Below are 13,964 nucleotides of genomic sequence, written 5' to 3' on the forward strand. Positions count from 1 at the left end.
TTTTATGGCATGATTTGCCATCTTCGTAGTTTTTGGAATACCTTTGCAATGGTTTCGGCTCGATCAGTATGGATCTCTACTTCTTCACGTGTGAGGTCTCGAATCTGTGAGGCGGGCGCCCCTGAATTCAGACTGCGTGGGGGTACAACAACGTTTGCGGGGATGATAGAACCGGGTGCAAGCATGACGCCTTCTCCAAGAGTCGCCCCATCATATATGACACATCCATCACCAATGACAACAGAATCTCCAAGATATGCACCATGAATGACCGATGCGGTGCCTATGACGGTCATGTTGCCAATGATTGTTGGATTGTCGCTCGAATGAGCGTGAATGACCACACTGTCTTGAATACACGAGCTCTCACCAATTCTGACCGATGCTTCATCACCTCTGATTACCGCACCCGGCCAGACATTTGCCTTTGGGCCTATCTCTACATTTCCAATGATTGTGGCCTGTGAACTTATGTAAGCAGTCTTATCGATTTTGGGAATAACGTCACCGAAAGGCAGTATTGGCATTTTACCACTCCTCCCCTTACCATCTGCATGGTCGGCTAATAAATCGTCATGTGATTAATAGACTACTCCTTTTGTAGGAGTTGTTCGACCACTTCCTCATAGACCTCGGCTGGACGTAGACCAATGATCCTATCGGTCTCATCTTTCTCGTCCATCATGGGGTTTGGCATTTTGAAAGATGCTGGTCGTCCATTATAAAAGACAAGTACACATGGGATTGCATTGATGTTATTCTTCACTGCAAAACTTCGATGATTGTCAACATTCAATTTTAGAAAGGTGACATCTTTGTTATCTGCGTATTTTTGATCAAGCTCTTCAAGGATTGGTGCAAGGGCCCGACACGGTGCACACCATTCAGCCCAAGTATCAACAAAGACGATCTTTGTTGTCTTAGTGATTTCATCGAGTACCTCAGGATTAACATCCATAGTCATAACTACGCATCTCCTATCAGCTTGGAGTGTTCATTACGCATAAATGTATTGAAAAAGAGAATGTGTGGGATTGGCTCCCACGGGCCGTGTTTGTTATTATGCAGCCTCATCGGCCAGTAGGCTCTCGATGATTTGAGTGTAAATCTCTTCGGGCATTACTCCAACGAGCTTGTCCATCTTTCTGCCGCTACCATCGTCAAAGACCACACGCTTGCCCCCACTGTATACAAGCACACTCGGTACTCCAGTGATTTGGTTCATAGCGCTGAATTCTCGATTATGGTCAACATCTAGCTTAACAACCTTAAGACCCTGATCGGAATACTTCTCATGAAGTCCCTCAAGGATTGGGGTAAGTATCTTACATGGATGACACCATACGGCGTGGCAGTCTACAAATACTACCTTGTTCTCTGAAACTATTTTATCCAGTTCGTCAGCACTGATTTCTTCAACCATTGTTTTCATCTCCCGTCACATTGAACAGGCGGTTGTGTAGGACTCGCGCACAACCGTTAAAAAGGCTTACGATATGTAACCTTTTCGAGGGCAGACTTCGGCACGTTATTCAGAAGAAAACTGCAGGTTTCCGTCCTCAACGGGAATCCTTCCCCGTAGTAAACCTTGATAAGTTGCGCGATACCGGAGCTAGTGCTCATGGACTTGGTGGCTTTCAATGCCTGTGCTACACTGTGCTAAATGCGGTTCAAAGCTTGACATCTATAAAGAAGGTGATATCTGGACCGCTTGTTGCCACAATTGTAATGTGGAAGTGACCTTACAAGGTCGTTCGTTGACCCTTTTTGATGTGTATGATGCCTTTACAGAGACAATTACTTCCGGTAAGTTGAGCGGTCTCCCTCCAAGTTCTACAGGAAGTCAGCACTCATCCACTTCAAAGCGAAGCCGAAAGAAAAAGACAAGACCCTTCATGCGAGTGGAAGCCGTCAGCGACATCAAGCAAAAGGTCGAGGATGGTGGTGGTGACTATAGTTCTCTTCCTGCGGCTGTGAAGGCTCTTGTCAAAGCTGGACGTGACTATCTTGTTCGTTACAAATACCTTCCCGCAACAGATGCGGATTATGGCGCCGCTCTTGATGAACTTCAGGTTTCTCCACGACTTCGTGAGGCTCTCAAATCCAAGGGTATTGTGCGTCTTTACAAATTCCAAGAAGAAGCATTCAACAAGATCCTTGCTGGGACTGATGTTGTAATAGCTGCGCCTACTGGCCAGGGGAAGACTGAGGCATTCATTCTCCCCATTATGACCACCTTAGTAAAGACAATTCACGAGTCATTCATGAATCCAGGGGTTCGTGCTCTCCTTATCTATCCCACAAAGGCACTTGCGAGGGATCAGTTTGAGAAGATCAATGCTCTGTGCACTAGTGCCAATCTCACGGTTGGAATTTTTGATGGTGACGTGACTCAAGCTCAACGCCAGCGCCTCTATGAACGTCCCCCTGATATTCTTCTGACCAATCCCGATGTCTTGCATTATCATCTTGGATGGAATCGATCAAGGTTGGTTCCCTTACTCAGGACCGTAAAGATAGTTGTTCTCGATGAGATTCATCTATACACTGGTTCAATGGGAAGCAATGTCTACTACATTCTCAAGAGGCTCGAAATGGAGACCGGATCGCTTCAAAAAATTGGTGCGTCTGCTACAGTGTCTAATCCAAAAGAGTTTGCAGACCTGCTCTTTGATAGTGATGTGCATCTAATAGAGTCGGATAAGGCACGACGTGGACCAGTTCATTTTATGATGTATTATCCCGGTAACCGAAGCAAGTACAGTATGATTACGGACATTGTCAGGGTTCTGCTCCGTGGAGGTTTCAAGACACTAGTCTTTGGGAACACTCACACCGAGGCGGAGCTACTTAATGTGCTTCTCCAACAGCAAGGAATCAAGTCGATGGTCCACCGTGCAGGTCTCTCACGAAAGTATCGAACAAATGTAGAGAATGCCTTTCGCTCCGGTGACCTTCCGGTGATAGTATCTACTCCGACCCTAGAGCTTGGAATTGACATAGGCGACCTTGATTGTGTGGTGAGTATGATTGTGTCAATCACACGGCTCACCCAGCGAGTCGGTCGGGCTGGCCGGAAGGGCCAAGAGAGTGTAGCCGTGTTGGCGCTTCGTGAGAAAGATCCCATCTCGTCCTTCTATCGCTACAAACCTGACAAGTATTTCACCGATATCGATGCAGCATACATGGAACCTGAGAATGAAGTTGTGGGATATTACCAGCTTATTGCAGCAGCCATGACGGGCAAGCTCAACACCTCAATGTTCCCCCGACAGCACAAAATCTTTGAGACCCTAGAGGAAGACGGGATCATCTCAATTGGTGAGACCGGTAATGTCCGGATTGTCGATGCGAATGAGGCTCGTAAAAAATGGCGAGGCTATAGCATTCGAGGTATTGGCGACACTGTCGAAATATTCTGGGAACGTAAGATGTTAGGCTCTCGCAGTATGCCCATGGCTGCACAGGAGCTTCATCCCGGGGCGATCTATCTTCACGGTGGCAAGAGCTATCTCTCTGTCGAGTTCAGGTACCGTCAAGGTCTTGGTCGCGCGCGGGTCGTTCCACAATCTGACAATCTTTACTATACAAAACCACTCTACTTCACTATGCCCCGTATTATCGAGGTTCATGAGACTCGTCAGGTTCTTGGCATGAAAGTCCTATATTGCACACTTGAAATGGTTCAGACCGTGACCGGGTATGTGAAGAAGAAGACTGGAACTGGTGAGGTTGTGTCAAAGGAGGATCTGCATGGGGGGCTGCTCGTATACAAATACAAGACTCGTGGTCTCGTATTTCGAGCCCCCCGCCCGGACTCGGCCGTCTCAAGATACCTTAATGGCGGTAAGAACGAACTCGAAGGTCCCGTGATGGGTATCACAGAACTATATGGTGGCGCATTTCATGCCCTTGAACATGTGCTCATCGAGTCAAGCGATATGTTGACTGGCGGTGGCACGCGCGAGATAGGAGGCGTCTCAATGGGCGATTCGGGTGTGATCTTTGTCTATGATGGGAGTCCGGGTGGCAATGGGGCATCACGGCTTCTCTACTCACGTCTTCCTGAGGCATTTGCCCGTGCCGAAACTATCTTGTCTAAGTGCGAATGCAAGACCGTTGACGGGTGTCCGCTCTGTACCTACTCGTATCAATGTGGTAATAATAATCAGCCACTCTTCAAACTCGGCGCACTGGATAGTATCCAGCAGATCTTGAAAGGTGTAAAGACCAATATTGAACCCAATGATCACGTTGGGTACGAGCCACTTGTATAATTGGAGATGACTTTAATGGGAACCCTGATGATTAAGCGTGGGCATGATGGTCCCGCTCGACAATGTATTTGGAAACGAGATGGGCTCTCCCTGTCCACTCCCCTGTTTGTTGCCGCCCCCACAATGCCCCCTGTCAATATCCATTATGTGACTCTGACCCGTGACGAGATACCTCCTACTGATCCCTTTATACTCGTTATTCCATCTCTGATCGAGACCCCTTCACCAGTGCTCTCCAGTAATACGGCCCTGATCATCGCTCCAACATTAACCGGAATTGATGGTCTGGATGCCGAAGCTGCGCATCTCGTTCTCAAGGCTCAGTTAGCACGTATCCGTGAGTGGGGGATCGATGGGGAACATTTCGCAATTCATGTGCCGTCATCCACCACCTCAAACGATCTTCAGGAAGTCATCACGGCCAGTCAAGAATTCGGTATCCATGCAGCCGTCTTTCATTTGGATGGTTCTCTTGGGCCACGTGATCTTCAAGCCGTGTTGCTCCGGAGTCAGCTCCCTCGCAATTGGTTGACCATAGCAACTGGACGGATTGAACCCTCTCTCATTCCTGTTCTGTACTATCTTGGATTTGATATGCTTGATGTGAGTTACGCCGAGGCTGCAGCTCTTGCTCATCAACGGCTCTGGCGCATGGGTTCTGAAGCAATTACCTCTTCTTTGGATGAGGCGCGCTACTGTAGTTGCTATGCCTGTCGCAATGCTTCTCCTGAGATTCCTCTCTATTCGGTTCTGATGGCACATAATCTTGAAGTCTATCGTACAGTTCTCTCAGAGGCGATTCAGGCCAGCGAGCACGGTAAATTGAGATGGTTAATAGAATCGCTCACTCATACCTCCCCTGCAATGACTGCTTTTCTCAGACGTATAGACGCATCAAACTTTGATTTTGTTGAAGAGTTCACACCAACTACTGGTTCTGAGGGCGTTCCATTGATCGGTCCCGAGTCCTACAATGCGCCAGCCATCAAACGCTGGCGAAATCGACTTGTCGAGCGGTACACGCCACCTCCAAACAAACGTCTCGTGTTATTATTGCCCTGTTCGGCACGGAAACCGTACTCGGATTCGCGTTCGCACAGAAAGTTCATTGAGATAATTGAGAACAGTCTTGGTCCTGCTCGACGCACGATCGCAGAGACCATCATCACCTCTCCTCTTGGAGTCATTCCTCGTGAGCTTGAGCGTGTCTATCCCGTGGCAAACTATGACATTCCAGTGACTGGTGTCTGGGATGCGGAAGAGATTCATATTGCTGCTGAGGCGCTTATAGCACATATGAAGAAGTTTCCCACAGATGCTGTGGTTGTCGCACATATGACTGGCGGCTATGCCGAGGTTGTTCAGGCAGCTCAAGACCAGATTGCGCAGACCATTATCTACACAGTTCAAGAGGGATCTGCAACCTCCCGAGAGGCCCTAGCCGCTCTTGCAGATACCCTTGGTGACATGCGCGAAACCCTTGATCTGAAGGGTGGGCGCCCACAGTTGCTGGAGGAGACTCTGCGTGCAACTGCTGATTTTCAGTTCGGGGCTGGTGCTGGAGATATTCTTGTTCCCAAGGGTTCACGTGTGACCGGCAAGCTCTATCGAACAGTCATTTGTCGAGACCATGGCGAACAGCTTGCCTCTTTTATTGCAGAGAGCGGACTGTTGTCACTCACTCTTGAGGGTGGACGCCGACTTGCAGAACACGGGAACTACTGGGTTCGCTTTGATGGAGAGGTCCTCAAAGGAGGTTCTCTCTTTGCAGTGGCTGTGACAGACGCTGACTTGCAGATACGCCCCGGTGATGAGGTCATCGTTTTGAATCAGAGTGATGAGGTCGTTGGTGTGGGGCGAAGTGAGATGTCAGGTCGTGAGATGTGCGATTTTACTAATGGCCGGGCGGTCTCAATCCGACATAGGAGGAAGTGATGCATTGAAGGAAGAACTCACCGATTTTGCTGCTCATATTCAACGGTTCTCTCTGAGGTCTCGTGGTACCTCAATTGATCAAAGACGCAAGCGCGACCCAAAACGTCCCGCAGCATCATGGGTCACTACAGCCCGCATCGGTTATGATACAGGTACTGCCATCTCTATTGTCCTCTCCACAATTGGTTGCTCATATGCACGCAGTCCTCTTGGTGGTTGCACTATGTGTTCCTATCTTCTTGATGGTACGAGCGAGCATGTTTCCACAGAGGACCTGATGACTCAGTTCGAGACCGCTATGACGAAAGTAGCAGACGCCACTGCTCCTCTCTCTGTGAAGATCTATACCAGCGGAAGTTTTCTCGATCCGGCCGAGGTTCATCCCGAGGCTCGCCAGAAGATTCTCTTGCTTCTTGCCGCAGATGATCGTGTGACTCAAGTCGTCCTTGAATCTCGACCAGAGTATGTGACCGAAGAGGTGATGTCGGAGATACACGAGATTCTCGGGGATCGAGATGTCGAGATCGGAATTGGTCTAGAGAGCAGCAATGACACAGTCCGACTGATGTGTATCAATAAAGGGTTCACACTTGATGATTTTGAGCGCAGTGTGATGATTGCCCGACGCTATGGTATCGGCACACGCGCCTATGTTCTCGTCAAAGCTCCATTTCTCACCGAGCGCGATGCTTTGTTTGATGCACTTGACACAATGAGTACTGCTGCTCGCCTTGGGGTCACAACGATCTCGGTCAATCCCATTGATATTCAGCGGTATACTCTTGTAGAGCGTCTCTGGAAAAATGGGCAGTATCGTCCTCCATGGCTTTGGACCGTTGTACAGGTCTTGCATCAAGCGCGCAGAGCGATTCCTGCAAATGTCATCATCCTCTGTGATCCTGTGGCTGCTGGAAAACAGCGTGGAACGCATAATTGTGGCAAATGCGATAAGGCACTTGTTTCGGCAATCCGCAAGTTCTCTCTGACACAGGATAGTAGGGACTTGGAAGGAATCACCTGTGATTGTCGTGCTGAGTGGGAGCACGCACTTGCCCACGAAGATCTCGCCCTCATCGTCCACGACCGATAATAATTCTGGATGCTCGAATCCAATTAATTACGGGAATAAATACTCTGAGACATAGTTGGAATATGGCGGAATCCAACTCCGTACAGGTTTCAATTGAAGGTAATTTCTTGACCGTTACTCAGACTGAAGAACAGATGGTACAGACCCCCGAGAAGACACGACCATCAACCCGTGAGGCTCTCTCGGTGATCTTCTCTTGGCATAGTTATACTCTATTTCTCATCACAACTTGGATATTTTATGCATTCGACTCATTGATGCTCTTCTATAATCTGTACCTTCGAGACCTTGGTTGGAGTTTTGTGGTCATTGGCGCGCTAAGCGGAATCAATATGATTATAGCCGCCTCTTCAAGGATAGTTGGCGGATACATTGGAGATGTGGCAGATCGTAAACTACTTGCAACCATTGCCATGTTGTTTGCTTCTATGTTCTTTCTCCTTTCAGCACTGTTCATCCATCCCGCCATCATTGTCCTGGCGCTGCTCATCTATTCATCTATGAACTTGGTGAAGAGTGGTTCATCCGCCTATATCATGGATAATGTGCCTCGGGAACATAGTGGGCTTGCTCTCTCTCTGTTTAAAGCAGGCAGGGTCACTGGAGTTGCTATGCTCTTGGCCTTCAACGTGCTCGTAGCGACAAGCGGTTTTGGAGCGGGCTATCGCATACTTATGCTTGTGGGTGGTCTATGTCTACTTGCAAGCACAATAGTTCGTGCATATTGGCTCACACCGAGTCCGCCTCAACAGCGAACACGAACAGTTAGTATCTCGCGTGATTTCATCCACGAGAACTGGAAGGCCTTTCGCCTCCTCATCACAACACTTCCTGGTGCTATCATCATTGTGATCTTGGATGCAATTAATGATGGTCTGTTCAAATTCGGAGCCCTGCTCTATGCAAATGAGTATCTGGGAATTTCTATCCCTGGAATCGGAACTATTTTGATTGCCACTCTGCTGATCTCGGTTCCACTACTACTCAAAGTGGGACGCCTTGCTGATACACGTGGTCTCAAACGAGCGTCCTTAATGGTATATAGCCTCATGCCTATCTCTACGACACTCATTCTCATCGCCCCATTCCTTCCAACTTGGGCACCACAATCAATCATTACCGGGGCGGAATCCATCTTTCCGGGTCTAGGATCGGTATTTACAACTGTATTCATAGGCATTGTCTTGAAGTATGTGAACGATGGTCTCTGGTGGCTTCTATTAATGACAATGATCCGCAAGAGTCTTCCACGTGATGGGACCTCTAAGTTCTTGGCAATCTTCTGGTTCTTTGTCATGGCACTTGCATCAATTGGTCCTTTCATCGGTGGTGTGTTGTTCGCGCTCGGAAGCCCTCAACTCATATTTGTTGCATCTTTGATCCTCAATGCACTCATCCTGTTGTCGATTGCTCGAAATGGACTGGCACGGCATGTTGAAACTTGATTATATCCTCAAATTTCGGAAAGATACATACATACAATTTGGTGTTAGCTCAAATATTTCGCATAGTGATAAATAATTATTCTCTCGGCTCTGTGTGAAAAGTCAGTATTATAGTGATTATGAAACGTATGAACAATATTTTGTGTCCGAATCCAAGACTCTTCAGAACCTATGCTGACATAAACGATCTATCCGAGTGGACTTTTCACACAGCTCCTATTCTCTCAGCAAATTTATATACAATTCAATCGGTAGTTGAATTGTGCTTAATTCATAAGCACACATATGGGGGAAAGGGGAAAAAAAAATGTTAACATCTCAATCGAGAACCAAAGTATTTTCGATTTATGTTGCAATTCCTCTTGTTGTCTTGTCGTTCTTGGTTTCAACCTTTGTTTTTGTTGAAGCAGCAACGACACAACAGAGAATAATGGATAATGCCCGTGTTGCGGCTTTTCGTACGCTATCGGTCAGTAAACATCCCTTGGGATTAATGAGCTATGATTCGTCTGGAGATCTTTACAAGGAAATGAACTCTGTCAAGGGTGTCTTTGATGAGCAGAATGATCGGAATCTCCAACAATATGGGGAAACTCCATTGACGATTAGTGTCGCTAAAGGGAGCTATGCGACCCTAGCAACACTCAAATCGTACTTGAATTCAAAAGAACGCGTGCATGTGGCTTCACATGGGTACATCGATTCAAAAATCGAAACATTACCTAATGGGGAAACAACCATAATAAAGTATCCTGCGGTGAGAATGCATGGAGATCAAGATTTCTCTGTCCAAGAGATTAAAAAATGGGGCACGATTAATGGTCGTTGCCAATTACTGTATCTAAGTGCATGCTATAGTATGGGATCGTCAAGCAATGGTGCAATAAATAACAGACTGGCCCAAGCCATTTTTGATAAGACGAATGTCTATACTATCTTGGGCTTCAAGGGACCTGTTGATATTCTAGCAGCTACTATCCTTAGTCAAAAATTCTGGAAATATCATATTGCATATGCCACTACAGGTGGAATCTCTGCGGGTCGCTCCTATCAACATGTTCGGGATGTGCTCAATGCCTGTCTAGCTGCTCTGCCTATCCTAACTGGAACAAGCATAGGTACAGTTGCTGCACTCATTATTGGTCTTGGTGCAAGTGGTGTTGGTAGTGTATTTATTGCTGGTCTAGTGGCTGAATTTAGCAATGTGTTGCTTTGGGAAACAGCATTGGCAGGTCTTCGAGATGCTCTCAAAGGCTGGGTAATGTTGGATGACGGTGTTGCAGTTCCCGGGCTCAGCTGGACGTATGGTACTGGTGGCGGTGGCGGTAGCAGTTCGAGACCTGTTGTGACAGTATGTTAGGAGGGGTTCCCCCTCCTGTTTTTTTATGATATGGTGATGATCGGTATGAAACGTTCTCAATCTTTTACTTCACATGCAATCCTCTTGGTTTTGTTAATAATAATTATAATGCCTCGCCCTTTATCTTTTAGTCAGGTTCAGGTGTCCTTACGAACACCATTCAGCCCCACATCATATGCACTGACACGCAGAGAGGCAATTATTAATTATACATTTGCGCTCTATGATACGTACAGTGATGACTGGTATAGTGATCTCGGGTACTTTCATAGTTACTTGAGAGCAACCCCTCCTGATCCTCGATTAGGGACCTATCCAGGCTTGGGTGAATTTGTCCCCTTCTTTGAAACACTGCATACTCTTAATGCAACTACTAATTTCAATTGGTCCGGATGTATCAAGCTCTTGAATGCTCTAGTTGTACGTAACAAGACCAATCCCTATTATGGACTCGTCCTAGACTCAACAGTGGATTCTTCTAGTGTGTTCGCGTGTAATGATGCAATTAAGATATACCCCCTGTTGAATATAAGCCTCGATACTAATATCATTGCACAGTATGTTGCCAGTCTACAGGGCTCAAGTGGTGGCTTTATCGTTGATGCGTTTACAATTAGTCCAAAACCAGAACCCAATTTACTTTATACTTGCTTTGCACTTGATACTCTTGCTCGTCTTGGACGTTTAGACCTAATCGATACAACTGCTGCTCTAGATTATGTTGAACGTTGTTACAAAACAGATGGGGGCTTTGCATATGCCCCTGCCACTGAATATGATAGTAGTTACAATTATGTTCCATTAGGGTTGCTCTCACTAAAGGCCCTAGGCAGGACCGATCTATTTCGGATAAATGACACCACCAATTTTTTGCTTGCCAGTTGGGATAATGCTACAGGTTGTGTTCCTGGTGGAACACCCGTTGACACTGAACGAATAATCTGGTCTCTTACCCTACTCGGAACCGAAGACAGAATTGATATCGAGAAGGCAATAACATGGATTCTCTCCTGTCAATCGAGTATGCGCGGAGAATTTTTACCGTATCCTGGTGCTAATTATGATGATGAACGTTTCGAGTGGGCTCGTGCGGCAGTACACACTCTAGATCTACTTAATTCTCTTCAACGACTGGATGAAATGTATTCTATAGAACTGTATGCCAAGTATTCTGTCAATCAGTGGTATATCAACTACATCAAGGAACATTTTGGTACTACAACAACGCAAGGATCACCCTTCGTGTTACCTGCGATTAACATTGATTTCGTTGGAATCATACGCACAATGGCTCCCGGTATTGCTGTTCTTAGTGTTATCGCTCTTCCACTAATATACCTTGGATGGACTGACCGCCAGAAAAAGATACAACGGCGAGAGCGACTTCGTAAACGACGGCCTAAATAGACGCAAGATTGTATTGCTTGGTGAAACATCTTTCATATCTGTGTGTGCGCATCATTTATTGATTGGTTCACTCTGCGACTTTCACACATCGTTGAAGTGATCTGACCTCTTACAATCTTGCTTATTGCCTTTGCACACAGCTCTATACTAGGAAACTCTTAAACGGGAACTGGCAGTGGGGTCATCATCTATTGATGGTGGTCTATGATGAAGTACATCACACGTGTCAGTATATGGTTTTATAGTGAAGGGGCCTCTCCGGCAAAAGTCATTCAGAAATTACTGGAACTAGGATTCACCCCGGTTCGAGGTGCCTATGATTTCGTGTACGAGCATCAACAGAGCGATATGACTGAGAAGGATCTTGGCGGTGCTATTATTGAAATCGCTAATGCACTTCATATTGCGCTTAAGGGATTCAAGGTCTGGTTCAATCTCGACACTCACCCCTCAGAAGACGATCCTGAGTATGTGCCTCTGGAGGCAATCGATGCCGAGCTTGAGGCTACTAGAAAAGAAATATCCGAACTTGAACGTGAGATGTGAGCAAGAATTAGGTGTGGGGCGATAGAGAAGGGGAAGATTCCCCTTCTCCTTGGGAGGATGAATTTGTAGGCGTGCCCTAGTCAGATGTGACCTCTGGTTCACGGCGTTCGTATTCGCCCTCGCCTCTGACGGTCACATTGAGCTTCTTTTTGTCTTCGGGATTCATTCGTGGCCATACCCAGACCATGTTGGTCCCGTCATCTACTGTATCCAGTCGAGGTGCATCATCGGCAGGATCACACGATACAAACTCAAATCCCTGTGGAATCCAGTCTGAGACGACGACGTTCTCGACTGTGACCTCACCACGGTTCTCCACGGCTAGCATGACCACATACTCACCAGGATTACTCCCGCGATTAATTGCCTTCTTTGCAGTGAGGCGTCGTTTCTTGTAGACAATACCGATTTTGTGGCCATCCTCTGGGCTCTCCACATCCGTGATGGTTCCCGCAGGATAGATGTTGGCCTCACAGTGAATTGGGCTCGGATACTCTTTCTCCGGTCTGCTTTTCCATGCCATGATTGCATAATTGATCTTGATGCTCTGACCGGGCTCGAGTTCACCAACAGAGTCCTTCAAGTCCTTGAACTTGAACGTGAGGGTATGAGTGGTCTCGGGATTTTGATCATCCGGATCTATCACGAACTCGTACTCGCCAGTATACTCTTGTCCTGCAATCCAGACAGAGATGTGTTCCGCCTTTGGTGGCATTACATCATCAGGTAGATGATCGACTACAGTGATCTCATTGAGTCGGGCAGTACCTGCATTCTTGACCTCTATGTTGACTTCGACCGGGGTCTTGTCAAAGCTGCTCACTTCTGGAGGATCAAACTCCTTTGTGTATGTGATCTTGTAGACCGGAATGCTCTGTGGCACCTTCTCTACAGTTCCCAATACTCGTTTGGTGACTGTTCGTACGGGTGTGTAGATGACTTCTTGCGTTACCTTTGGCGGGCTCTTACTATCGATCTCAAATTTAGCACTCCATTCCTCACCCGGCTTGAGTTCGATTGCGGGTGCCTCATCTATCTTCTTGATCTTCTCACCGCCGTCTTCTGGAGCAAGGTACACCTCCGCCTTGTCAATGCGTACAACAAGATCGCTCTCATTACTGCACTCCAAGGTGCACTCCCAATGGTTCGGTGAAGTTTCTGCGGTGTCCACTCCAGTAAGGAACTCTGTCAGAGCAGTCATATCAGGATCGAGTGATGACCTCTGTTGATCCTGTGCTCTGTACGTCACGACTATCTCTCCACCGTTGACAATCTCGGTGTCTTCCATATTGGTGGTACCCTTGATCACCAGAGTTGCCTCTTCATGTGGATAGATGATGAAGTCTTTCCAGACCACCTGACGTGTGCCATCATCATATTCTGCATTCCCGACCCCCACTGACTCAAAGGTGACATCGTTCACTTCTGGGGGAATCGTCTTGTTTAGGACTATCTCGTCGATCTGTCCATCGGTCTCGTTCTTGAGAGTGATTGTGATCTTTACCGGATTTGTCTTGCCATGTGCATACGCCCAGTGCGGCTCCTCAGTGGCAATATCTCCGCACGTGTCGAAGATCTCTTTGACAGTGAGAAGTGGTGCTTCGATGTCCATGGTGTAATCGTATTCCCATTTTCCGCCAGCCTCGATCTCTCCGGCGTTTAGGGTATCTTCCGAAATGTTTGTTCCATCACGAGATTCTCCTAACAGGACCCTCACATTCCAGATTCTGCTTCGTTCCGACACATTGTTGACACTGAGGACTCCTGTGCAGCTTGCTGACAGGGTCTCGCTCAGTTCACCGATCTGTGTCTTTTCAGACTCTTCAAGGTCTATTACGACTCTTTTTTCCTCGCTCAACTGGCCTCACCTACCTGTGATCTTCACCCTCCCGGGTGACTTCTGG

General features: G+C 47.2%; 11 protein-coding genes. 7 read left to right on the forward strand and 4 right to left on the reverse strand.

Features of this window, described 5'->3' with window-relative positions; all coding sequences use genetic code 11:
* Window positions 1-2 precede the first annotated feature (2 nt).
* The 3 genes from K9W43_01795 to K9W43_01805 form a co-directional block, all read right to left on the reverse strand.
* The gene (locus tag K9W43_01795) at window positions 3-527 is read right to left on the reverse strand and encodes a gamma carbonic anhydrase family protein (GenBank protein ID MCF2135947.1); all 525 of its coding nucleotides are present in this window, start codon (window positions 525-527) and stop codon (window positions 3-5) included.
* Between the two features lie 62 nt (window positions 528-589).
* Entirely contained in the window at window positions 590-964 is a 375-nt protein-coding gene (locus tag K9W43_01800) for a thioredoxin family protein (protein MCF2135948.1), read from the reverse strand.
* A 96-nt stretch (window positions 965-1,060) separates the two neighbouring features.
* Window positions 1,061-1,423 (reverse strand): thioredoxin family protein, encoded by a 363-nt coding sequence (locus K9W43_01805; GenBank protein MCF2135949.1) that lies wholly within the window; start codon window positions 1,421-1,423, stop codon window positions 1,061-1,063.
* A gap of 217 nt (window positions 1,424-1,640) precedes the next feature.
* Here K9W43_01805 and K9W43_01810 point away from each other — a divergent pair, with 217 nt between their 5' ends.
* The 7 genes from K9W43_01810 (at window position 1,641) to K9W43_01840 (ending at window position 12,060) form a co-directional block, all read left to right on the forward strand.
* A complete protein-coding gene (locus tag K9W43_01810) occupies window positions 1,641-4,277 on the forward strand; it encodes a DEAD/DEAH box helicase (protein ID MCF2135950.1) in 2,637 nt (878 codons plus the stop codon).
* Window positions 4,278-4,292: 15 nt separating this feature from the next.
* Window positions 4,293-6,212, forward strand: a complete 1,920-nt coding sequence (locus K9W43_01815) for a DUF5591 domain-containing protein (protein ID MCF2135951.1) — start codon at window positions 4,293-4,295, stop codon at window positions 6,210-6,212.
* A 4-nt stretch (window positions 6,213-6,216) separates the two neighbouring features.
* Complete coding sequence (locus K9W43_01820; GenBank protein ID MCF2135952.1) at window positions 6,217-7,302, forward strand: archaeosine biosynthesis radical SAM protein RaSEA; 1,086 nt, start codon at window positions 6,217-6,219, stop codon at window positions 7,300-7,302.
* Window positions 7,303-7,409: 107 nt separating this feature from the next.
* On the forward strand, window positions 7,410-8,747 hold the full coding sequence (locus tag K9W43_01825; protein ID MCF2135953.1) for an MFS transporter: 1,338 nt from the start codon (window positions 7,410-7,412) through the stop codon (window positions 8,745-8,747).
* 307 nt (window positions 8,748-9,054) lie between these two features.
* A complete protein-coding gene (locus K9W43_01830; protein ID MCF2135954.1) occupies window positions 9,055-10,107 on the forward strand; it encodes a hypothetical protein in 1,053 nt (350 codons plus the stop codon).
* 141 nt (window positions 10,108-10,248) lie between these two features.
* Window positions 10,249-11,514, forward strand: a complete 1,266-nt coding sequence (locus tag K9W43_01835) for a hypothetical protein (GenBank protein ID MCF2135955.1) — start codon at window positions 10,249-10,251, stop codon at window positions 11,512-11,514.
* A 204-nt stretch (window positions 11,515-11,718) separates the two neighbouring features.
* Complete coding sequence (locus K9W43_01840; protein ID MCF2135956.1) at window positions 11,719-12,060, forward strand: hypothetical protein; 342 nt, start codon at window positions 11,719-11,721, stop codon at window positions 12,058-12,060.
* 76 nt (window positions 12,061-12,136) lie between these two features.
* Here K9W43_01840 and K9W43_01845 read toward each other — a convergent pair whose 3' ends face one another.
* The gene (locus K9W43_01845) at window positions 12,137-13,918 is read right to left on the reverse strand and encodes a DUF11 domain-containing protein (protein MCF2135957.1); all 1,782 of its coding nucleotides are present in this window, start codon (window positions 13,916-13,918) and stop codon (window positions 12,137-12,139) included.
* Window positions 13,919-13,964: the final 46 nt, after the last annotated feature.

It is taken from the genome of Candidatus Thorarchaeota archaeon, assembly GCA_021498125.1.
GTDB lineage: Archaea > Asgardarchaeota > Thorarchaeia > Thorarchaeales > Thorarchaeaceae > B65-G9.